Origin of the sequence: Orrella sp. 11846 (assembly GCF_048820935.1) — a bacterium.
In the GTDB taxonomy this organism is placed as follows: Bacteria; Pseudomonadota; Gammaproteobacteria; order Burkholderiales; family Burkholderiaceae_B; genus Algicoccus.
Window position 1 is genome coordinate 125263 of record NZ_JBMERD010000004.1, and the last position, 22972, is coordinate 148234.

The 22972-nt window shown below is 50.7% G+C and carries 17 protein-coding genes, 1 tRNA gene and 2 pseudogenes; 14 read left to right on the forward strand and 6 right to left on the reverse strand.

Annotated elements, in window-relative coordinates:
• Positions 1-101: 101 nt before the first annotated feature.
• From ACOI06_RS04810 to ACOI06_RS04825, 4 genes are all read right to left on the reverse strand, one after another.
• The gene (locus tag ACOI06_RS04810) at positions 102-995 is read right to left on the reverse strand and encodes a hypothetical protein (protein WP_420661379.1); all 894 of its coding nucleotides are present in this window, start codon (positions 993-995) and stop codon (positions 102-104) included.
• A 54-nt stretch (positions 996-1049) separates the two neighbouring features.
• Positions 1050-1490 carry a Tad domain-containing protein gene (locus ACOI06_RS04815; protein WP_420661380.1) on the reverse strand — a complete coding sequence of 147 codons (441 nt, stop codon included), beginning with the start codon at positions 1488-1490 and terminating at the stop codon, positions 1050-1052.
• Positions 1491-1726: 236 nt separating this feature from the next.
• Positions 1727-2584 carry a class II glutamine amidotransferase gene (locus tag ACOI06_RS04820; RefSeq protein ID WP_420661381.1) on the reverse strand — a complete coding sequence of 286 codons (858 nt, stop codon included), beginning with the start codon at positions 2582-2584 and terminating at the stop codon, positions 1727-1729.
• 88 nt (positions 2585-2672) lie between these two features.
• Positions 2673-3398, reverse strand: coding sequence for a TetR/AcrR family transcriptional regulator (locus ACOI06_RS04825; protein WP_420661382.1), 726 nt, complete (start codon positions 3396-3398; stop codon positions 2673-2675).
• Positions 3399-3551: 153 nt separating this feature from the next.
• On the opposite strand from ACOI06_RS04825, the gene ACOI06_RS04830 reads away from it, so the two are divergent.
• From ACOI06_RS04830 to ACOI06_RS04875, 10 genes and pseudogenes are all read left to right on the forward strand, one after another.
• Positions 3552-5285, forward strand: coding sequence for a PHA/PHB synthase family protein (locus tag ACOI06_RS04830; RefSeq protein ID WP_420661383.1), 1734 nt, complete (start codon positions 3552-3554; stop codon positions 5283-5285).
• A 109-nt stretch (positions 5286-5394) separates the two neighbouring features.
• Complete coding sequence (locus tag ACOI06_RS04835) at positions 5395-6882, forward strand: efflux transporter outer membrane subunit (protein ID WP_420661384.1); 1488 nt, start codon at positions 5395-5397, stop codon at positions 6880-6882.
• Entirely contained in the window at positions 6879-7955 is a 1077-nt protein-coding gene (locus ACOI06_RS04840) for an HlyD family secretion protein (protein WP_420661385.1), read from the forward strand. Before ACOI06_RS04835 ends, ACOI06_RS04840 begins: the two co-directional genes overlap by 4 nt.
• A 3-nt stretch (positions 7956-7958) precedes the next feature.
• On the forward strand, positions 7959-10733 hold the full coding sequence (rbbA, locus tag ACOI06_RS04845) for a ribosome-associated ATPase/putative transporter RbbA (protein WP_420661386.1): 2775 nt from the start codon (positions 7959-7961) through the stop codon (positions 10731-10733).
• A gap of 1 nt (position 10734) precedes the next feature.
• Positions 10735-11859, forward strand: a complete 1125-nt coding sequence (locus ACOI06_RS04850) for an ABC transporter permease (RefSeq protein WP_420661387.1) — start codon at positions 10735-10737, stop codon at positions 11857-11859.
• A gap of 41 nt (positions 11860-11900) precedes the next feature.
• Positions 11901-12368, forward strand: a complete 468-nt coding sequence (locus ACOI06_RS04855; RefSeq protein WP_420661388.1) for a hypothetical protein — start codon at positions 11901-11903, stop codon at positions 12366-12368.
• 108 nt (positions 12369-12476) lie between these two features.
• Entirely contained in the window at positions 12477-13229 is a 753-nt protein-coding gene (locus ACOI06_RS04860) for an SDR family NAD(P)-dependent oxidoreductase (RefSeq protein ID WP_420661389.1), read from the forward strand.
• Between the two features lie 607 nt (positions 13230-13836).
• A complete protein-coding gene (locus ACOI06_RS04865) occupies positions 13837-14898 on the forward strand; it encodes a Fic family protein (protein ID WP_420661390.1) in 1062 nt (353 codons plus the stop codon).
• A 388-nt stretch (positions 14899-15286) separates the two neighbouring features.
• Positions 15287-15496: pseudogene (locus tag ACOI06_RS04870) on the forward strand (transposase); the annotation flags it as partial.
• A pseudogene (locus ACOI06_RS04875) lies at positions 15457-15615 on the forward strand (zinc ribbon domain-containing protein); the annotation flags it as partial. The pseudogenes ACOI06_RS04870 and ACOI06_RS04875, both read left to right, overlap by 40 nt.
• 157 nt (positions 15616-15772) lie before the next feature.
• Here the strand turns inward: ACOI06_RS04875 and ACOI06_RS04880 are convergent.
• Positions 15773-15863: transfer RNA gene (locus ACOI06_RS04880), tRNA-Ser, on the reverse strand.
• A gap of 129 nt (positions 15864-15992) precedes the next feature.
• On the opposite strand from ACOI06_RS04880, the gene yaaA reads away from it, so the two are divergent.
• Positions 15993-16778, forward strand: a complete 786-nt coding sequence (gene yaaA, locus ACOI06_RS04885; protein ID WP_420661391.1) for a peroxide stress protein YaaA — start codon at positions 15993-15995, stop codon at positions 16776-16778.
• Here yaaA and ACOI06_RS04890 read toward each other — a convergent pair.
• The gene (locus tag ACOI06_RS04890; RefSeq protein WP_420661392.1) at positions 16775-18958 is read right to left on the reverse strand and encodes an FUSC family membrane protein; all 2184 of its coding nucleotides are present in this window, start codon (positions 18956-18958) and stop codon (positions 16775-16777) included. The two genes, yaaA and ACOI06_RS04890, sit on opposite strands and share 4 nt — an antisense overlap.
• A gap of 568 nt (positions 18959-19526) precedes the next feature.
• On the opposite strand from ACOI06_RS04890, the gene ACOI06_RS04895 reads away from it, so the two are divergent.
• The 3 genes from ACOI06_RS04895 to ilvC all read left to right on the forward strand — a co-directional run bounded on the left by ACOI06_RS04895 (position 19527) and on the right by ilvC (position 22836).
• Positions 19527-21245: an acetolactate synthase 3 catalytic subunit gene (locus ACOI06_RS04895; protein ID WP_420661393.1), complete on the forward strand. Its 1719-nt coding sequence runs from the start codon at positions 19527-19529 to the stop codon at positions 21243-21245.
• A gap of 11 nt (positions 21246-21256) precedes the next feature.
• Positions 21257-21748: an acetolactate synthase small subunit gene (gene ilvN, locus ACOI06_RS04900; RefSeq protein WP_420661394.1), complete on the forward strand. Its 492-nt coding sequence runs from the start codon at positions 21257-21259 to the stop codon at positions 21746-21748.
• 71 nt (positions 21749-21819) lie between these two features.
• On the forward strand, positions 21820-22836 hold the full coding sequence (gene ilvC, locus ACOI06_RS04905; protein ID WP_420661395.1) for a ketol-acid reductoisomerase: 1017 nt from the start codon (positions 21820-21822) through the stop codon (positions 22834-22836).
• Positions 22837-22972 lie beyond the last annotated feature (136 nt).

The window sequence follows — 22972 nt, forward strand, 5'->3', positions numbered from 1 at the left end:
ATTTGAATTGATCTTCTGATGTACTTAAGACGGGCGCTTTGTTGAAATAGCAAAGCGCCCGTCTTATATGGATGCTTTAGAAACCAATAATTTATGGCGTTTTATCCTAGAAGCCTGAAAGATTTGTGACCAGGATTAGAACTTCCGCCATTGTTCGATCCGCCTGAGTTCGAGCCTGATGAGTCATCAGAGCATATTGAGCCCATGCTGGGCGTATTGACTTGGAATGTGCTTTTATTGGGGGGATCTGACAGTTTGATTGAAATTGTTCCTTCTGCAATCATGCCTGGTATATCGAATTGGTGTGAATTGCCATTGGCGTTGATCGTGTATTGGAGCTCTCGGTTTCCACCAACATAATGCATCCCATCAAATCTCAGTGTGTTGTGGTTACCAGATGCTTCGAGTAAAGGTCTGGGGCTGTGGTTTGGATCAGATTGGTGAATAAATAAAATACCGTGAAGAGGATCGGTGCTGTCATTGGGTGCTTGCAGTGATACAACATTATTTGAACCACTTAAGCGGATGATAGGTGATTGCCATTTTGGATTTAAAAGCAAAAAGGTGACATTATTGCCCCTAATGTCATCACCATTTGAGCCGGTGTCTGTGTTGAATTGTCCGTCTATACAATAAAGACCTGGTGCAAAAACGACTTTGCGTTCATGGATAATCAGATTTTGATGAAGACCAGGATAGTAAGTGGTTGTGGTGCCATCGCTTGTCGATGCGGGTGCGTTTGTCGTGCACTGGGTAGCGGCTAGGGCATTAATATCGATTGAGCATGGGCGTGGACTCTCGGTGGAGGTCTCCCAACCGTCGGTCGCGACGATAGATCCTTGAGCAGCGGATTTGGTGACAATTTTTCCATTGACTGTAACGGTCGAGTTCGTGGACGTTAATGGGAAGTTGTTGATATTGTTGTTCAACACATTGCCATTGATGTTTAACGAACCTGTGCCCGGAAAGCGCACCCCAGAAGCCGTCCAAATCACACCGTCTGCGTTGATTGGCTCGATAGGGTTTCCACCGTTTTCAGTGACTGCGACTTAGGCGCTGGCCTGTGTGCTCAACTGAGATATTCCAAAAAGACGAATAAAAAATGTATCCCATGTTCTGTGTATGGTGACTTTCGTGCACTGTGTCTCTAAATGGGCTTGTGAATTGCCTGGGCAGGTGGTTTGTGGGTCAACGTTGACTGTCTGCTGTTGACCTTGACCCGAAAATGTTGCCATGAGTGGCGAAAATAGTGCTGAGTTTTCTCCGGGTGGCTGTGCGACACATTCGAATTGGCCACAAGCCAATGCCAGCGAATCTGCAAGCGCTTGCATTCTTGCCTTTTGTGTATAGCTGTATCCGAAGTCAATGACGAGCCCAGAAAATCCCAACAAAGCAACCATCACAATAGCAACGATTGTCAGAACAGCGCCTTGCTCGCCGGTTGGTCTCTCACATTGACGAGGATTGAATTGTTTAACAATATGTTTCATGGGTTTGGGTCAGTCAGACTGCACGATCTGTTACTAATTTTCAAAGCTTTTAGTGTGCTAGGTGTTGCTGTGAATTGAGGCTCAACTGAGAGAATAGCGTATGTATGCTCACAATTTGGACCGCTTCAACTCGCTCTAGATCAATAGTGACTGTTAGTCGATATTTTTTTAATATGTTCTGATGTGTCTGCAAACCAGTAAAACTGTGAAGCTTTCAGTATTCCATTGCGAACGTTTCAAACTTTAATTGCAACAAATTTTGAATAGCCGTTTGTATCGATTAAGACGAAATGATTGGCTGGAACAACTTCCCAGTGTTCGGCTTGTGAGGAGAGCGGTTCTGACGCAATGAGGTTGGCTGAGTGTTCTTGATTGCTCACTGCAAGCATGGTGCGACCGTGTTCATCGCAACGATAGTGAGAGCCGTGTGCGTGATGTAATGACAAAGGCGTTGCATCGGGCATATCAACGTAGCGGGTGGCGACCATTTCTTGCCCATCGGTTATGACCATGTTTAGAAATGATGGGCTATTCAGGCCGGCTTGTTGCTTTAGAGTGGCCAGATCTTGAAATAGGGTGACAAATGCGGCTGCCATGGCGTTTGCACCCCGTGCCTCACCGTTTAAATAGTGATCTAAAAACAAAGCAAACAGGTGTTGCGAGTCTGTTTGGCCATTGACCCAGGCATACCGCTCATCCGAAAGTTTGTTGGTGAGGCTACGTTTGATCTGAATGAAGTCGTCCACATAGCCGTTATGCATCATGAGCATGTTTTTATAGTGAAACGGGTGACAGTTGTTTTCTGCAACACCCCCGATGCTTGCACGACGTACATGGGCCAGAACGACGGGTGTTCGAATATGAGACGCGAGAGATTTCAGATTCATGTTGTTCCACGCCGGAGTCACAGAGACAAACCGAGCGGGTTCTGGTGTGATGTCAGGTGAATACCACCCCAGACCAAATCCATCAGCATTTAGAGGTCGATCGGATTCGTGGGCTTGATAACTTTGTTTGATCAGTGAGTGTTCTGGCGCGTAGAGCAAATCATGCACAGTGATTTCAGGACCTTGATAAGCCAGAAAGCGACACATATCGAACTCCGATGAATAAAGCGGTCAGGAATGTGCTTAATACAGTAAACCACTCGCGCAGTGAACGGTCCGATTGACCTTGGCGGTGTCAAAAGTATTGTTGCAGCTCATCAAGGAGTAACTTTCGGTGTATGTCTTTGAAAGCAGTCACATCGATGGGTGCTTCATGCTCGCCAAAGATGGTCTTCATGATGAGCCATGCACCAATTGGAATTTGATTCAGGAGGTGCTGACTTTGCGTGATAGTTTCAAGCGTGTGACCTTTTGGGATAATGAGCTGCAGGAAGTTCATGTCAGCTTCAATATTACGCTCGATGAGTTTACGCACACAGGCTCGAACCATTTTTGGGGCTCGTGCACTCTCGGCAACAAGCAGTCTAAATGCAGCAATCGCACGAGGTGACTGTAGGTATTCATAGCGTCGGTCGAGGTGGTGGTCGATGAGTGAGCAGAGATCCATGTCGGCAACGGCTGTTGAATCTGCATTACGACTGTCTGCGGAGAACAAGGTCATCAGTAGCACTTTTTCGAAGATTTCATCTTTGCTCTTGTAGTGAGCGTAGATGCCGGATTTAGAGATGCCTGCTTGTCGGGCGATACGCTCTAGAGACGTTGCCACAAAACCGTGTTCCGCAAACTCCTTGAAAGCTGCCTCTAGAATCTCCTGCTTGCGTTCGTCTGCTGGTAGATAGCGACGCTTAGTCCCGCGACTTTCTTGTGTCGAACTCGGCATAGGGGCTGAGATTGACGCTTTGTTGCGTATTGGAGAAGAAGGCCGGGTGCGATCTGTCGGTTGCGTAGGTTCCTGATTCATCTGATTTATCTGGTTCGGCATGTAAAAGTTGCGGGTGGTTGTTTTCAGTTGCGCAAGATGCATTGCAAAAACGACCGATTGGTCTTATTATATCAGAAACGACCGACTGGTCTTATTGAGATTGGTCGGTGAAGATTTCTAGGAGCTACTTTTATGACACAAAGCAGTACGACGTCGCGTGCTAAACGTTTGGACGACGCAGCACATGCCGCATGGGCAAAGACTTGGATGTCGATGTCGCCAGAATCTCAGCTTTTAGCTTGGATGGACTGGATCTCGCATCTGGCCATTAGCCCTGGGGCGCGTATCGACATGGCGCGAGAGGCTCTGACTCTCGTGCATGACTGCGCAAAAGCTCATTTGTTCACAGTAGAAGGTCAAGAGCAGTGTCCAGGCGAGATGCCGGATTACGATCGCCGTTTTAAGGATCCCGCATGGGATCGTTATCCGTACAATGTCTTGCGGCGCACATTTCTGCTCCAGCAGAAATGGTGGGAGTATGCGGTTGACCGTGTGGATGGCGTGAGTGCTCACCACAAGCGTTTGGTGTCATTTGCCACTAAGCAGTGGCTGGATATGTTTTCTCCGGGAAATTTCTTAGCGACCAACCCTGAAGTGATGGATAAGACGATGCAAGAAGGTGGTGCCAATCTTGCGCGTGGTTTCCAACATTTTATGGAGGATGTGCGTGCACGCATCGACGGCACACCCCCGCCAGGAACGGAACAATTCAAAGTGGGCCAAGATGTTGCGACAACCCCAGGTAAAGTGGTGTTTCGTAATCGGCTTATTGAGCTGATCCAGTATGAGCCGACGACGGAGAAAGTGTATCCGGAGCCCGTACTCATTGTCCCCGCGTGGATCATGAAATATTACATTCTTGATCTGCAACCGGAACGCTCACTCATCAAGTATCTGGTGGATCAGGGGCATACGGTGTTTGCCATTTCTTGGAAAAACCCAGGTGCTGATGAAAGTGAATTGGGTATGGCCGATTATCTACAGATGGGATGGGGTGAGGCCCTTGATGCCGTCAATGCCATTGTGCCCGGTAAGAAAGTGCATGCGACTGGTTATTGCTTGGGTGGCACCTTGCTCAGCGTTGCAGCGGCTGCCATGGTTCGTGATGGGGATGATCGACTCAAGACCATCAGCCTGTTGGCTGCGCAAACAGACTTTAGCGAAGCGGGTGAGCTGGGGCTCTTTATCGATGAGTCACAACTGAATTTGCTTGAGGCTCAGATGAATCAGGCTGGGTATCTGCGGGCTGATCAGATGGCGGGTGCTTTCCAGATGCTGCGCTCTTACGATTTGCTGTGGTCGCGTTTGGTCAACGAATATTTGCTTGGAGATCGGGTGCCGCTCAACGCCTTGATGGCATGGAACGCAGATGCAACCCGCATGCCGGCAAAGATGCATGCGCAATATCTACGCGACTTTTACCTCAACAATGACTTGAGTGCAGGGCGGTATGAAGTCGGTGACCGACGCGTGAATTTGGGTAATCTGCGTCTACCTGCATTTGTGGTGGGCACGGCATCTGATCACGTTGCGCCTTGGCAGTCTGTTTACAAAGTTCATTCGCTCATGAGCGGTGAAATTACGTTCGTGCTGACTTCGGGTGGACATAATGGCGGCATCGTCAGTCCGGTAGGGCATCCACGCCGTCGCTACCAGATTGCGACTCAGAAGCCAGAGGATAAACGCCTGTGGCCTGAAGAGTGGCATGAAAAAGCACCCATACACGAAGGTTCATGGTGGCCGGCCTGGGAGCAATGGCTCGTTGAGTACTCCGGTAAAAAGCAGCTTGCCCCGAGTATGGGTGCACCTGAGAAGGGCTATGTCCAAATTGAGGATGCACCGGGTCAGTACGTTTTAGAAAAATAACTGATTTCTCAGCCAGTATGAGGAACGCCCGTTCCCGATGATGAGAGGGTGCGGGCGATATTTTTAAAGGACAGATCGGTTTGTGATCTGCAGAAATACAGGTGGCTCAATGCCCAAACCAGTTCGATTTCGTGCCCCGTTGCAAGGAACGATTGCGGTGCTTGCCGTAGTTGCCTTGCAAGGGTGTATGTCCCTCGCACCCGATTATGAAAGGCCCCAGGCACCTGTGCCTGAAGCCTATCCGGCGGCCCAGGCAGATAAAAAGGGTGTCCAAGCGCACGAGCTCCCGTGGCAGTCTTATTTTACGGATCCCGTGCTCAAGCGTTTGATCAGTACGGCGATTGAGCATAACCGTGACCTGCGAATTGCGGTCTTACGGGTCGAAGAAGCACGTGCTGCACATGGCATCCAGCGCAGTGATTTGTTTCCCCATTTTTCAGCTGACGGTCAAGGCGGGCGTGCCCGCACGTCTGCGGGTCTGAGTCCGACGGGTCAAGCTCGGACTGGTAGCGAATATCGCGCAGAGGTGGGACTGACGACCTGGGAGCTGGATCTATGGGGACGTGTCAGCAATCTGAATGACGCCGCACTAGAGCGTTGGCTTGCGACTGAAGCCGCACAGCAGGCTGTGCAATTGGCCTTAGTGACTGAAGTGGCCAATGTTTATTTGAGTGTGCGTGAGCTTGATGAACGGGTCAAGATTGCACGACAGACCTTAGCAACTCGACAACAGTCCTATCGCATGTTTCAGGACCGTTTCGAAGTGGGATCGACATCTCAACTAGACCTCACTCAAGTCAGAACCTTGTTGTTGCAGGCGCGATCATTGCTTGCTCAGCTTGAGCGTCAGCGTGCGCTTCAGATCAACGCTTTGCGTTTGCTACTTGGTGGTGATCCAGGCGATCTGGGACCTGTTGAGCCCTTCGATCGTACAACCATGCTTGTCGAAATTGATCCGGGTCTACCCTCAGAACTCCTAGTCTACCGCCCGGACATTATCGCGGCAGAACACCGTTTACGGGCAGCGAATGCTGATATTGGTGCCGCTCGCGCCGCATTCCTGCCACGGATTGCGCTGACGGGTGCGTTTGGGACGGCCAGCGCACAGCTCGATGATTTGTTTGGGTCGGGCAGCCACACTTGGAGTTTCATGCCCACAATTTCCTTACCGATCTTTGATGGTGGACGACGTGAAGCGAATCTCGAGCTTTCTGAGGTGCGCCGTGACTTGGCGGTCGCTGATTACGAACGCACGATCCAGAATGCCTTCCGAGAAGTTTCTGATGCCCTTGATTCACATCGTTGGTTACAAGACCAATTGAAAGTGTTGTTGCAAAGTCGAGCAGCCCAGTCTGAGCGATCCCGTCTGGCACAGCTACGTTATGACCAAGGTTCGGTGGCCTATTTGGAGGTGCTGGATGCACAGCGAGACCTGCTTGATGTTCAGCAGCAGGTCGTTCAGACGCGACGTGCGCTTCTCGCTAGCCAAGTCGACTTGTACCGCGCGTTAGGCGGAGCCACAAGAACGAATCAAGATAATGCAGCACAAGACAGTGCTGAACCCGAACAATCAACCGAGTTGACAGTAAAACCATGAGTAACAAAAAAACGATGAGCCGATTACTGCAATTGGCCGTGGCGGTTCTTGTGATCGCCGTGGCATGGTGGGGCTGGCAAGCCTTCTCCGAGACGGGACCAGGTGATGGTTTTGTGCGCGGTAATGGACGTATTGAAGCCACAGAAATCAATATTTCGACCCGATTGCCTGGGCGCATTGAAGAGATTCTTGCCGACGAAGGTGATTTTGTGGTGGCTGGGCAGCCCCTGGCGATTATGCAGTTAGACAACCTTGAAGCCCAGCGTGATGAAGCGCTCGCAACGCTTAGCCAAGCTGAGAACAATGTTGCAGCTGGAGAGGCGCAGGTTGCTTTGCGTGAGAGTGATGCCATGGCAGCCCGTGCGGTCGTGAAGCAACGCGAAGCAGATCTCGATGCGGCTCAACGGCGTTTGGAGCGCTCCAGTGCTTTGTCTAGCCGTGGTGCGGCGTCTGCGCAGGAACTTGATGATGACCAAGCCCGTGTTAACAGTGCACAGGCTGCGTTAGCGGCTGCGCGTGCTCAAGCAGCTGCAGCAGATGCCGCCATTAATGCGGCGCGAGCTCAACTTGTGGGTGCAGGGTCAGCCGTGCGAGCTGCTCAAGCTGCGGTCAAGCGCATTGAGTCCGACATCCGCGACAGTGAACTTAAGAGTCCACGTGACGGGCGCGTGCAGTTCCGAGTTGCGCAACCTGGTGAGGTATTGGGTGCTGGGGGACGTGTGCTCAACGTGATTGATTTGGCCGATGTCTACATGACATTCTTCTTGCCCAGCGAAGTGGCGGGTCGAGTCGGCATGGGGACAGAAGTGCGGCTGGTATTAGATGCCGCACCGGATCTTGCCATTCCTGCCAAAGTGAGTTTTGTGGCGAGCACTGCACAGTTCACCCCTAAAACAGTGGAAACGGCCTCGGAGCGCCAAAAGCTGATGTTCCGTGTCAAGGCACAGATTGATCCTGAATTGTTGCGTCAGCATTTGGAGCAGGTCAAAACTGGACTGCCTGGTGAAGCCTGGATTAAGCTAGATCCATCAGCGACATGGCCTGAGTCACTCTCTTCGCCCCTGACGGAGTAGATAATGACAGTGGGCACAAATGCGATCGTTGCCCGGATTCAGGATGTGAGCCTGCATTACGGCAAGACATTAGCGTTGGATAACCTCAGTCTGGAGATTCCAGCCGGTTGTATGGTTGGTCTAATCGGTCCTGATGGTGTCGGTAAGTCCAGCCTACTGTCTTTGCTCGCTGGGGCACGCGCTATTCAGAGCGGCACCATTGAGGTGCTGGATGGCGATATGAGCAATGCCGAGCACCGAGATCAGGTCTGCCCGCGCATTGCCTATATGCCTCAGGGTTTAGGCAAAAACCTCTATCACACCCTGTCCGTTGAAGAAAACTTACAGTTTTTTGCCAGACTTTTTAGCCATGGTGCGGCTGAGCGACGTCGACGCATCGATGATCTGACGAAAGCAACTGACCTTTACCCTTTTTTGTCACGTCCCGCCGGCAAACTGTCTGGCGGAATGAAACAAAAGCTAGGCCTTTGCTGCTCGCTGATTCATGATCCGGATTTTCTGATTCTGGATGAACCCACGACTGGGGTCGATCCGCTGGCTCGTAAACAATTTTGGGATTTGATTGATACCATCCGTGAAGATCGCCCGACGATGAGCGTCATCGTGGCCACGGCTTACATGGATGAAGCACAGCGTTTTGATTGGCTAGCGGCGATGGACGATGGGCGCATTCTAGCGACAGGTTCACCTGAGGAATTATTACAGCGCACGGACAGTACCAACCTTGAACAGGCCTTTATTCGTCTCTTGCCAGAAGAAAAGCGTCAAGGCTATGAAGTCGTCACTATCCCACCCTTAGATGTCGATGAATCTGATGTGGCCATCGAGGCTGATGGTGTGACGGTTCGATTTGGTGATTTTACGGCTGTGGATAATGTGTCATTTCGCATTGGTCGCGGTGAAATCTTTGGTTTTTTGGGCTCTAACGGCTGTGGTAAGTCGACCACTATGAAGATGCTCACGGGGTTGTTGCCGGCTTCGGAAGGGCGTGCGTGGCTGTTTGGACAGGAGGTGAATCCGGACGATATCGATACGCGTCGACGCGTGGGCTATATGTCTCAAGCGTTTTCACTCTACAACGAGCTGACAGTCAAACAAAACCTTGTGTTGCATGCCCGATTGTTCCACGTGCCCGAAGAACAAGTGGATGAGCGAGTGGCCGAAATGGTCAAGCGCTTTGAACTCGAAGATGTGTTGGATCGATTGCCTCAGGCGATTCCGCTGGGAATGCGTCAACGCTTATCGCTCGCGGTTGCCATGGTGCATAAGCCGGAATTGTTGATTCTGGATGAACCCACGTCAGGCGTGGATCCGGTGGCCCGAGACAACTTTTGGCGTCTACTCATTGAGCTCTCGCGCCGTGACAAAGTCACCATCTTTATCTCGACGCACTTCATGAATGAAGCTGAGCGTTGTGACCGGATGTCCATGATGCATGCAGGTAAAGTCTTGGACAGCGATACCCCTGCTCGACTTGTTGAAAAACGCGGTGCAGCTTCGCTCGAAGAAGCCTTTATCGGATACTTGCTTGAAGCGAGTGAAACGCCTGAGTCGAAATCTCAAGTGTCAGATGAGCCGCAAAAGGCTGAAGAAACGCGTAAAAGCCTCGTTGCTGACGTGGTGAGTGAGGAGGGGGCGCCACCTAAACATCCTTGGTTTAGTTTGCAGCGCATGCTGAGTTTTACCTGGCGCGAAGCCTTGGAATTGCGACGCGATCCCGTGCGGGCAACGTTGGCCTTGGTGGGCAGCCTCTTACTCATGTTTGTCATGGGGTTTGGGATCACCATGGATGTGGAAGATTTGCGCTATGCGGTTCTAGATCGTGATCAGACCACATTGAGCAATAACTATGTCCTCAATATTTCAGGGTCGCGTTATTTTCTTGAGCAGCCGCCATTAAAGGACTATGAAGACATGGACATGCGGCTGCGGCAGGGCGACATTACGCTGGCCATTGAGATTCCGCATGGTTTTGGGCGCGATGTTTTGCGAGGTGATCCGGTTGAGGTGGGTGCCTGGATTGATGGAGCCATGCCGCAGCGCGCAGAAACCATACAGGGTTATGTGCAAGGTCTACATCAGCATTGGTTACAGACGCAAATGCAAGAGCGCATGGGAGACTTGCCGGCATCGGTTGCAACAATCGAAAGTCGCTTTCGGTATAACCCTGACATTGAAAGCTTGAAGGCTATGGTGCCCGCCGTCATACCCATGTTGCTGCTGATGTTGCCGGCGATACTCGCGGCTTTGTCTGTTGTGCGTGAGAAGGAACTGGGCTCCATTATCAATCTTTATGTGACACCGGTCACACGCTTGGAATTTTTAGTTGGCAAGCAATTGCCTTATGTCGTGTTGGCGATGGTCAACTTCTTTTGTATGGTGCTTTTGGCCGTTACGGTGTTTGGCGTTCCCTTGACAGGGAGCTTTCTGACATTGACGATCGCAACATTTCTGTTTTGCATCATCGCAACGGGCATGGGTCTGTTAGCTTCCACAGTGACGAGCAGTCAAATAGCGGCGCTCTTTTTTGCGATGATCGGTACGATGTTGCCGACTGTCCAGTTGGCTGGGTTGTTGAATCCGGTGTCTTCCATGGAAGGGTTTAGCCGGATCGCGGGTGAGATGTATCCTGCCACGCACATGTTCATCATTAGTCGTGGCGTGTTTAGCAAGGCCCTGACTTTTAGTGACTTGAGTCAGTCCATCTGGCCTTTACTGATCGCGGTGCCTGTCATTGTTGGTGCGTCCGTGGTGCTATTGCGCAAGCAGGAGAAATGACATGCGCAAATTAAAAAATATTCTGCGTCTGGCACAAAAAGAACTCTGGAGTCTGGCGCGCGACCCGGCCATGCTGCTCTTGATCGTGTATGTCTTTACGGTTTCGATCTATACCTCGGCCACTTCGCAACCAGAGACCCTACAAAACGCGGCGATTGCTGTGGTCGATGAGGATCGATCGCCTTTGTCGGCCCGCATTGTGTCGGCGTTTTATCCACCAGAATTTACGCGCCCCAAAATGATTGAGCTCAATGAAATGGATGCGGGGCTCGACAGTGGTGACTTTACGTTCGTGCTCAACATTCCACCGAATTTTCAGCGTGATGTCTTGGCAGGCAAAAATCCGGGCGTGCAGCTCAATATTGATGCCACGCGTATGAGTCAAGCTTTTACGGGGAACGGCTATATTCAGCAGGTCGTGATGGGTGAGGTCAATGAGTTTATGCAGCGACAGCGCGTGGCTACAACTTTACCGGTCGATTTGGTGCAGAGGGTGCGATTCAATCCGACGCTAGAAAAGTCTTGGTTTGGTAGTATTGCTGAGGTCATCAACTCGGTGGCGATGTTGTCGATTATCTTGACAGGTGCGGCGCTTATACGAGAGCGCGAGCATGGAACGATTGAGCATCTGCTTGTGATGCCTATCACACCGGGTGAAATCATGGCCTCCAAGGTGCTTGCCATGGGATTGGTGGTGTTGATCGCCACAACTGTGTCCTTAACACTGGTGGTGCGCGGGCTACTCAAAGTGCCGATTGAAGGTTCAATACCGCTTTTTCTAATCGGTGTGGTTTTGTGCCTTTATGCAATGACTTCGTTGGGTATTTACATGGCAACTGTTGCTCGTACCATGCCACAGTTTGGTTTGTTGCTGATGCTGACCCTGCTTCCGATGAACATGTTGTCGGGTGGTCGCACACCCCGTGAAAGTATGCCCTCATTTGTGCAGGATTTGATGCAGCTTGCACCGACGACACATTTTGTTCAAATTGGACAAGCTATCCTCTTTAGAGGGGCTGGCATGGAAACCGTTTGGAAACCATTTTTAGCGCTGATCGTGATTGGCACTGTGTTGTATGTCCTGTCCTTACGGCGTTTTAGAAGGACCATCTCGCAGATGGCCTGAAACTGAGTCCCGATGGCTCACTGACCACTAAGGAGAATGAAATGAGCGAAAAGAATCTTCCTCTCGAACTCTACAAAGCCAACATGCAGTTGCATCTTGAATTGACCCGCTTACTGCAGGAGGGTACCCACCGCTGGCTAGAGGCAGCCCTTGAGCGAGGCAGCCAACGCTTAGATCAAAACAAGGCTGACATGGAAGGGTTGATGGAGTCTGCAAATTGGCAATCCGTGACCATGTTACCCGCAGAAACATTCTGGCGTTTACATCAGCATCAGACCAGTGTCTTGCAGGGTAATAATCGTCTCGTCATCAAGAATCAGGCTGCTTTCGTGACAGGCCTGCAGCAGGCGATTTCAAGCTGGCAGAAGTCTGTGAGCCAAGCCATGGGTGCTGGTAAAGACACGCAGCCCATGTTGGACGCCATGAAGCAATGGGCGACGACGTGGGCGCAACCGCAGATTGAAGACGATAAACCGGCGGCACGGGCTCGTAAAACAACAAAGAAGTGATGCACATAAATATCACTTAAACACTTGATTCTGGCTCGACCTCTGTGCGCAAAATTAGTTGTCATTGCGCAAGAGTCGAGCTCACTTTTAGTATTTTAAGGAAATCTGATGAAATACACATTTACAGGTGAAACCGTGCTCGTGAGTGGTGCTGCCTCCGGTATTGGCAAAGCCACAGCCCATCTTCTGGCAGCCAACGGTCTTGCGGTCTTGGTGTCGGATATACAGAAAGATGCTGTTGAGAAGCTTGCTCAAGAAATCAAGGCCAACGGCGGCCGTGCAGTCGCTCATGTTGGTGATGTTTCGCGTCCAGAGGATTCTGAAAACGCCGTGGATCTGGCAGTGCGCGAATTTGGTGCGCTGCATTTTGCAGTGAATAACGCAGGTGTGGGTGATGGCAACGGACCTATGGGTGACATCAATCTTGAGGGCTGGCAGCGCGTGATTGACATCAATCTGAATGGTGTCGCTTATGGCCTGCGCTTTCAGATACCAGCTATTCTGGCTGCGGGCGGTGGCGCCATTGTGAACATGTCTTCAATTCTCGGCATTGTTGGCGAACAGACTGCACCGGCTTACACGGCAGCCAAACATGGCGTGACGGGACTGACACGCGCGACCGCGCTAGAGTACTCAGCGCGTGGTGTTCGGGTGAACTCAATTCATCCTGGCTATGTGGATACACCGCTTCTGGATGTGTTTGACGAGCAAGCCCATCTTGAACTCATCAAAAAGCACCCGATCGGTCGCCTTGGGACTGCAGACGAGATTGCGCACGCGATCGCGTTTCTGCTCTCGGACGGGGCAAGTTTTATTACCGGTGCGAGCTTGCTAGCCGATGGTGGTTATACCGCTCTATAACTCGGAAGGTGACGTCAGGTGTTGCTCCTTACTGCTATGTAGGGAGCGTGTTTTTCGCAGAAGATTGCGAATCAAGCATCAACAGAATGATCAGCAAAACGTAAGCGTTGCCGCATCGGCGTGATGGTGCTACGCGTTTCAATGCAGCCAGACAGCCAGGTCCACACCCTCACACCAAGGTTGTGGAAGCAGCACTTCGCTGACCAGCCCTTAACCTCGCAAGTCACTATCGTCTGATAGGCAACATCCTGCTCAGCGAGTATGCATCATCTGACGTGCGGTGTCATCACGCCGATGCGGTGGCGCTTACTTTTCTGGGTAGGGCCGTTGCCCCTTGGGTGCCGTTCCCTTGCCATTTTCTTTGCTCGAGGATGATCGCTGGGAAATGAGGTAAACAATGGATTAAATGGGGTAATTGTGAATTGATTGCCCCTTTTTTAGATTCATGTCGCTCATTTTCTTCTTGGTCGGTTATACGAGCCTCTCACGACCGATCCAATGATCAGGAAATGAGGTAGTCAAACATAGGTAAAGAGGTATTTTTAGAGACAATACCCCATTTATAATCTATGATTACCCCATTTATACAGTTTAGGATTACATTTCCATGCACTCGCTCACACCCGAGTACCTTGCCGCACTTCGCTTCGATGGCACTCAGGCTGCCACGTTGCGCACACTGGGTGAGTATCAGGGTAAGCAGCAACTCTACGCCGTGCAGTCGCCCGAAGCCCTCAAGGGTCTACGCCAGATCGCGGTGGTGGAGTCCACTGAGTCGTCTAACCGGCTGGAAGGTGTTGTCGTGGCGCCCTCGCGGCTGAAGTCTCTAGTCATTCGCAACGCAACACCAAAGAGCCGTTCCGAACAGGAGATCGCCGGCTACCGTGATGCACTGGCGCTGATCCACGAGTCCGCCACGCACATGCCCTTCAGCGAGGGTGTTGTGCTGCAATTACATACCCTCCTGTACCGCTATATGCCGCAGGCGGGCGGGCGCTGGAAGGCCACCAATAACGACATCATCGAACGTCATCCGGACGGCACATCACGTTTGCGCTTCCAGCCAGTTGCTGCGCACCTCACGCCCACGGCTATGACCGATCTGACCGAGCGCTACGCCATCGCGCTGGATCAGCACCTGGCCGATCCGTTGGTGCTTGTGCCACTGGCGATGCTCGACTTCCTGTGCATCCACCCTTTCCCGGACGGCAACGGTCGCATGTCTCGCTTGTTGACCCTGCTGCTGCTCTACCACTTCGACTATGCCGTGGGTCGCTACATCAGTTTGGAACGCATCTTTGAGGACACCAAGGAAGGCTATTACGAGACGCTGGAAGCCAGTTCGCAAGGATGGCACCAGGGGCGGCACGACGTTAAGCCCTGGCTTGATTATTTCTGGGGTGCCTTACTGCGAGCTTACCGTGAGTTTGAGGAGCGTGTTGGCACCATTGAGCGGGGACGTGGCAGTAAGGGCGACCGAGTACGGTCGGAAGTCATGGGACGAAGCCTGCCGTTTTCGATTTCCGAGATTGAGGAGGCTTGCCCGGGCGTGAGCCGGGACATGGTGCGGCTGGTGCTGCGGGCGATAAAGTCAGAGGGACTGATCGAGCCGACTGGCAAGGGACGGGGGGCGAAGTGGCTTCGCACCAATCAATCGGGTGAGAAATGAGTACTCAAAGAAGGTAAGCGCCACCACATCGGCGTGATGACACCGCACATCAGATGATGCATACTCGCTGAGCAGGATATTGCCTGTCAGACGATAGTGACTTGCGAAGTTAAGGGTTAGTAACTGTTAGCTTAAATCTATCCGAATCTATGTATACGTACTCAAATGAATAGATTCATAAGCGACCATGTTACGACACGATCACCCAAATAGGATCACCACAATTTGTTAGCTTTGCTCTTGTAAAGAGAGTTTCACGCGATGGTTCATGCGTCACAGAGCCTGCGTAGGGTCGCAGTCAATTTGGCAATCTTTACGGATAGAATGATTTTTATATGCAATTAAAAACTATTTAGCTTTGTGATGATTGAACTAACTAAGGAGAGCGAACCAAGCATTGATTCGTAAACAAATCGGTAGTTGCAACCGTGCCAAAGTGAAAACCAAGTTAGGCATGTTGTCCTATCAAGTTTGCAGTGCTCGTCAGGATTTCTTGCATCAAATCACGACCGATTTGGTGCGCAAGCATGATGTAATTTGCATTGAAGATTTAAGCGTCAGATCCTCTACAAAGCCAACCAACTTGACAAAGTCGTGAAGTCTGTGGGCAGATTCTTTCCCGGTAGCAAAACATGCTCAGGATATGGAGAAATCTGCCAAGACTTGACTTTAAAGATGCGTAGCTGGCAATGTCAGGCTTGTGCCGCTAGGTGTTGATGGTGAAGTAGGAAGAAAACATCAAATGTGCGGTGAGTAGATTTGAGTAAGTTTTTTGTAACGGTGTCGTCGGATATCGTTAGATACAAAAAAACCCGCAAACTATTGTCAGCGCGGGCTGTTTTGATTTTCTTTAATTGCTCCGAAGAGAATTGCTTGGCGGAGGAGGTGGGATTCGAACCCACGATACGGTATGACCGTATACCGGATTTCGAGTCCGGCGCATTCGACCTCTCTGCCACTCCTCCTGCTCTTACAGCAAGCGTGCAATTCTAGCAGATAGTTTGATTTGTGGCGAGGCAGGGGATATACCCAATTGATTTCTGAAACCTTTACACTATCGGTTAAGTGTGACAAATAACTGGAGTGATCAGATCATGCTGTTTTTGTTGTCTCCCGCTAAAAAGCTTGACTATGACACCCCCTTGGGTACGAGTCTACATAGTGACCCCTTGTTTGTAGATGAAGCCAGCGTTTTGATTGATGTCCTGAAAGATAAAAGTGTTGAGGATGTCTCAAAGCTGATGTCATTGAGTCAGTCGCTCGCTGAGTTAAATGTTGATCGTTATCAGCAATGGTCAGCGCGGTTTAATTTGAGCAATGCGCGACCCGCTGCTTTGGCATTTAATGGCGATGTCTATGAAGGTTTGCAAGCGCAAGATCTTTCAGAAAAGGATTTGCAATGGGCGCAAGACCATCTGGCCATTTTGAGTGGTTTGTATGGCGTGTTGCGTCCTTTGGATTTGATGCAGCCTTATCGACTGGAGATGGGCACTCGCCTAGAAAACCCAGCCGGTAAGAACTTATATGACTATTGGCGCGAAACCATTGCTCCCTATCTGAACGGGCGTTTGGCACGCCAGGCCTGCCCCATTGTGGTGAATCTGGCTTCGGAAGAGTATTTCAAGGCCGTGGATCGTAAGCAACTGAAAGCGCGCGTGATTCAGTGTGTTTTTCAGGATGAGAAATCAGGGCAATGGAAAGTCATTAGTTTCCACGCAAAACGTGCCCGAGGTTTAATGGCGCGTTATGCCATTAAACATCGGGTGACAGATGTCAAAGGTCTGACCCAGTTTAATGAGGAAGGTTACGCCTACGTACCTGAATTGTCTGATGAGGACAAACTGGTCTTTCGGCGACCAGAAAACTGGAAGACTGACTAGGTGCTTGCCGTTGCCGTAGCCGCAATGGCTGGTGGCTGCACGGCGTTGGATTCACGAATCACGTTCTGTACAGCACGCTGCAACTGGTTTAGCTGAAAACCCCAGTTGATTGGTCCGGTCACTCGACTTGGATCGATGAGTTTTTCTGAGGCCTGCGTCAAGTCGTCCTGATCAAGTGCTTTGTCGAGCATGCAGAGCGCTTGTATTAAGGGGTCGAGTTCTTCTGGGGCGAGCTTTTTACCTTGCGTGATCAACGTAGAAATTTGAGCCGCCATGATGTGATTCTGAATCAGAAGGTTGTGGAACTCGGACACATGGCTTTGGTGAGCAGTGGGTTCACCGAGCATGCGGTAAAACGATTGGGCAAAGTTACTAAAAGCCACCAAGGTGTCGCGTTGCGCCAAAGGCAGTGTGAGTGAAGCCAGTAGGCCTTGCGTCTTACCGTCACGTTGATTTTCTAATAACGACAAACCTGCCTTGAGGTAGGCTTTGTTGGCCGCTTCCGCAGCACGGGCCAGTCCAGGCAGTGATTTGGATTCCCACCACGGTAAGAAATAACTACAAACAAACGCGATGATCGAACCGATCAAGGTGTCGATTGCGCGCGCTTCCACAAAATCATAAGAAGATGGCAGCAATAGATGCAACGCGATTAACAGGGCGGCGGTGTTAAAGATAGTCGCCAGCATGTAGTTCACAATCACTAAGCTAAAGCCAATGATTAAAGACAGAACAAGCATCGCCTGTAGGGTGAGTTGATCGCGAACCAGAATAATGGTGGCAAATGCGATCACACATCCGCCTAGCGTACCGACTAGTCGTGCGGTGTTGCGTTGTTTGGTCAAGATGAAAGCTGGTTTCATAATCACAATGACCGTGATGATGATCCAGTAGCCACGAGCTCCTAAGGCAGGTACTAATAAACCGATTGCCAGAGAAATGGCGACTGCGAGGGTGACGCGTAAAGAAAACCGAAACGTCGGGGAGCTCATCTTCAGGTTGCTGGTTAAAAGTCCCGGACGAAATGATTGACGCGACAGAAACTCGGTGAGTGGTGAGTCTAGTTGCTGCACGTTCAGTGTGGCTTCCTGTGGATCCTGATGAGTTTGCAAGATCATGTGTTCCACTAAACGGTTGGCTTTGCGAAGCCGTCTTAGAACCAGCAAGCAGATCACATAAACTTCTGGATGTTCGGTATTGAAATCCTGTTGTTTCATCCGGTCGAGCTCATATTCAATCGCCAGTAGCTCGGCTTTGACACTGTTGCGTCGATTGATTGGGCGCTCGCGTGTGATGGCTTCAGCGACCCGTTCCATCTCATTGGCCATTTTGTATAGGGCATCGCGCATGAAGAGGATGATGTCTGCATCACCAAGTTCTTTGTGTAACTGCGTATAGTCCGTATGGGTGGCGGTCATGACCTCCATGATGTTGGTCATGTCGATAAACGTATTCCAGACCATTTTTCGTCTGGGTTTGTTTTCGAGCGCCTGCGCCGATAAGTGCGGCATGATCATGTCGCGTGCCGCTTGATATTGGTCGCTGATGGCTGCCTGAGCCAAATGCAAATCACGATAGCCGGCATCAATGTCAACACCGGGCTCATACATGTGTGCACGGGCTTTTAGGTAACTGGCGGTCGAAAGTAAGGCAACTGACAGGCTTTGTTCTTGCTCGCGCAGCAATAAAAACCGACTGACAATAATGCTAAAGATGATGTAGAACAGTGCACCACCGACAGTCACAAAAGTATGGGTGAGCACCATGTCTTTGGAGAGTGGTGTGTGCATGGTGACGACCGTCAGCACCAAACAAGCGGTTCCGACAATCGCGCCACGTTTACCAAATACAGAAAGCATGGAGAAAAAGAACGCTTGTGCAACGACTGCGGCATAGAGAATGAAGTGATACGGGTTGGCATAACCCGTGACAGCGACCGTCAATCCTGTAAGGATGGTACCGCCGATCATGGTGGTGACGCGTTGTCCGAGGGGGCCTGGTTGATCAATTAAGGCCACGCAAACGGCACCAAGTGCGCCCATCATGCCCTGCGTCGCACTATCGGCGATAAAACCCACAATGATAAAGGCGAGCAGAACACCACCCGCACGACGTAATGCGCTTACAAAATAGTGGCTATAGATAAAACGTTGTAAACGGTTGAGCCGAGATTCGGTCATGATTAAAAAATCCGTGTTTGATGGTCGTCGAACGCTGTAAAGAGAAAATATTAATTTGCTGTGTTGCTTTTGTGCAACATGGTGGTATGTGAGCTTGTAGCATACAAAAAAGGACATTTATTGCCCTTTATGTCGTCATTGTGCCATCAGAAGACTCAATCATACTGAGTCTTCTGTCTCGAGTTTGCCACAAACCATCTAGTGGTTTGCGCTGCACTGCGGAAAAAGTTAAATTGTAGGGTGCAAGGAAAAATGATTATCTACATGTTTTCTTGTCTTCTGTACAAGACCTGAGTAATCCTCTCAGGTTTGGGTCAGCTTTTTTGTCGAAGTTCGCGCCACAAGCGCTGAATGAGGCATCCGTTTCAATCCAGTGCATCTTTAAGGATGCGAGCCGAACCAAACGGTAAAAACTCGCAGTGCCTGTCGTGTATTTGGGTGGCCGGGCTCCGTGAGTCCGAAAGCGCCAGATATGTGGCAAGTATGTGCCAGTTTTTGGCGTCAACGCTGTTTTAATGGGCGTTAGTGCAACCGTAGTGGCAAGGCAGGTCATGAAAGGATATTTATCATGGAATTAACAGGCGCAGAAATAGTAGTGCGCTGTCTGGCCGAAGAGAATGTTGATCATGTCTTTGGCTATCCGGGTGGTGCCGTGCTTTATATTTACGATGCCATTTTCGCCCAAAAAGATTTCAAGCATATTTTAGTTCGCCACGAGCAAGCCGCAGTGCATGCAGCGGATGCCTATGCGCGCGCCTCGGGTGAGGTCGGTGTCGCATTGGTCACGAGTGGCCCGGGTGCAACGAATGCCGTGACAGGCATTGCAACAGCCTACACAGACTCGATCCCGATGGTCATCCTGACAGGTCAGGTGCCAACGCATGCCATTGGTGAAGACGCGTTCCAAGAATGCGACACTGTGGGCATTACACGACCCATCGTGAAGCACAACTTTTTGGTACGTGATGTGCGTGATCTGGCCGATGTGATGCGTAAAGCGTTTTATATCGCGCGTACAGGTCGTCCAGGTCCCGTGCTAGTCGATATTCCCAAAGACGTCACCATCGCAAAAACACGCTACACACCACCCACGTCTGAAGTGGTGATGCGTTCATACTCGCCTGTAGTGAAAGGCCACCAGGGACAAATTAAGAAAGCTGTGCAGATGTTGATGCAAGCAGAGCGCCCTATGATTTACACCGGTGGTGGTGTGATTCTGTCGGAAGCCTCCGAAGAGTTGCGTACGCTGGTGCGACGTTTGAACGTACCTTGCACAAATACATTGATGGGCTTGGGCTCCTATCCCGCATCTGATAATTTGTTTGTGGGCATGCTAGGCATGCATGGTACGTATGAAGCCAATATGGCCATGCAGAACTGTGACGTCTTGTTGGCAGTTGGTGCCCGATTTGATGATCGTGTGATCGGTAATCCAAAACACTTTGCACAAGCACCGCACCGAATTATTCATATTGACGTGGATCCATCTTCGATTTCAAAACGCGTCAAAGTCGATGTGCCGATCGTTGGGAATGTGAAAGATGTATTGATCGAGCTGACCAATCAGCTTGAGACAGCCATGCAAGAAACAACCCGTAATGAGGCTGCACTGGCGAAATGGTGGGAACAAATCGAAGCTTGGCGGGGTAAGAACTGCCTTGCTTACACCCCATCAGATGAGTTGATTAAACCTCAGTCTGTCATTGAAACACTCTGGAAAATCACAGAAGGCGAAGCCTATGTGACGTCAGATGTGGGTCAACACCAGATGTGGGCTGCTCAGTATTACGGTTTCGATAAGCCACGCCGCTGGATCAACTCAGGTGGTCTAGGCACGATGGGTGTTGGTTTGCCGTACGCCATGGGTGTACAGATGGCTTATCCGGATGCAACCGTGGCCTGTGTGACCGGCGAAGGTTCAATTCAGATGAACATCCAAGAATTGTCTACCTGCAAACAATATGGGTTAACACCCAAGATTTTGTGCCTGAACAACCGCTATTTAGGCATGGTGCGTCAGTGGCAGGAGATTGAGTACGGTTCACGTTATTCTGAATCCTATATGGATGCGTTGCCTGATTTTGTAGCGCTGGCACAAGCCTATGGTCACGTCGGCATGCGAATCGATAAACCGTCTGATCTGGAAGGTGCGATGCGAGAAGCGTTTGCGATGAAAGATCGGCTCGTGTTTATGGACATCATTACGGATCGTTCTGAAAACGTCTGGCCGATGGTCAAGGCTGGTAAGGGTCTGACCGAGATGTTGCTCGGTTCAGAAGACCTGTAGGGAGTTGCATCATGAAACATATGATTTCCATCCTCATGGAAAACGAACCCGGTGCGCTCTCGCGCGTGATTGGTCTGTTCTCAGCGCGCGGCTACAACATTGAAACATTGAGTGTGGCCCCGACTGAAGATCCGACTATGTCACGTCTGACATTGACGACCTGTGGTTCTGAAGCCATTATCGAACAGATCACCAAACACTTAAATCGTTTGATTGAAGTGGTAAAACTGGTGGATTTGTCCGAAGGTCCGCACATTGAGCGTGAACTCATGCTGATTAAAGTGCGTGCCGTTGGCAAAGAGCGCGAAGAGATTAAGCGGCTGGTGGATATCTTCCGCGGTAGTATCGTTGACGTGACCGACAAGACGTATACCGTCGAGCTCACTGGCAACCAGCAGAAGATGCAAGCGTTTATTAATGCACTGGATCGGACCTCGATTCTGGAAACGGTTCGGACCGGCGCCTGTGGCGTGGGTCGTGGTGAACGGATTCTCAGGCTCTGAACGATCTCGCAGGAGGGTGGTTTTGTTACCCTCACTCAGTTTTTAAGACATTCAATTTATCTGGAGTTTGTATGAAAGTTTTTTACGACAAGGATTGCGATCTTTCGCTGATTAAAGGCAAAACCGTGGCAATTATCGGCTACGGTTCACAAGGTCACGCACACGCGCTGAACCTGCATGAGTCAGGCGTCAACGTGGTGGTGGGTCTGCGTAAAGGTGGCGCATCCTGGTCCAAAGCAGAAAACGCTGGCCTGAAAGTTTCTGAAGTGGCAGATGCCGCTCGCCAAGCTGATCTCGTGATGGTGTTGTTGCCTGACGAGAACATCGCTCAGGTCTACAACGAGCATATTCACGACAACATGAAGTCTGGTGCAGCCTTGGCGTTTGCTCACGGCTTTAACGTGCACTATGGTCAAGTTGTACCCCGTGAAGATCTGGACGTCATCATGATTGCGCCTAAAGCACCTGGTCACACAGTGCGCGGTACCTACAGCCAAGGTGGTGGTGTGCCAGCCCTGATCGCAGTTCATCAAGACAAATCGGGTGCAGCCCGTGATGTGGCGCTGTCCTACGCTGCAGCCATCGGTAGCGGCCGTGCTGGTATTATCGAAACCAACTTCCGCGAAGAGACCGAAACCGACTTGTTTGGTGAACAGGCCGTCTTGTGTGGTGGTGCCGTTGAACTGATCAAAGCAGGTTTTGAGACACTGGTTGAAGCAGGTTACGCACCCGAAATGGCTTACTTCGAGTGCTTGCATGAACTCAAGTTGATCGTTGACCTGATCTACGAAGGCGGTATCGCCAACATGAACTACTCGATCTCGAACAACGCGGAATACGGTGAGTATGTGACCGGCCCCCGTATCGTGACAGAAGAAACCCGCAAAGCGATGCGCGAATGTTTGCACGACATTCAGACTGGTGAATACGCCAAGAGCTTTATCCTGGAAAACCAGGCTGGCGCACCCACACTGACATCACGTCGTCGCATCAATGCCGAATCTGAGATCGAGCGTATCGGTGGTCAGTTGCGTGCCATGATGCCTTGGATCGCAGCCAACAAGCTGGTCGACAAAACCAAGAACTAATTGGGTTTTTGGGGTAAATTGGATGACAGTGAATCTCGATTCGAGGGGTTCGCTGTCGTCGGATTCATCAAAAGCGTCCTTCGGGGCGCTTTTTTTCGGTTAACCTTCGGCATTATCCATTGCATTCGGCATCACT